The sequence below is a fragment of the Flavobacterium sp. FlaQc-30 genome (assembly GCF_044005885.1).
Classification (GTDB): Bacteria; Bacteroidota; Bacteroidia; order Flavobacteriales; family Flavobacteriaceae; genus Flavobacterium.
Window position 1 is genome coordinate 1 of the sequence record NZ_JBIPCO010000065.1, and the last position, 223, is coordinate 223.

Here is a 223-nt window from a genome sequence, read left to right on the forward strand (position 1 = left end):
CTCCTGAAGCTGCATCATACCAAACAATACTTGATCCTGATGGTACTGTAGCGGTAGCCGTTAGAGTCTGTGATGAACCTGTCTCACATACCGTTACGTTAACTGGAGATGTCGGTGCTGCAGGAGCTGCATTGATGGTTAATACAACAGCCGTTCTTGTTAAACTTGAACAACTGCCGTTTGATGTCTGTCCGTATAATGTTCTTGTAGCGGCAGCTGTACT

1 protein-coding gene is annotated in these 223 nt (G+C 45.7%); it reads left to right on the top strand.

The window, feature by feature from the left end; translation table 11 throughout:
* On the top strand, window positions 1–223 hold a 223-nt coding region (locus ACHRV0_RS21765; RefSeq protein WP_395442542.1), incomplete at both ends, for a hypothetical protein.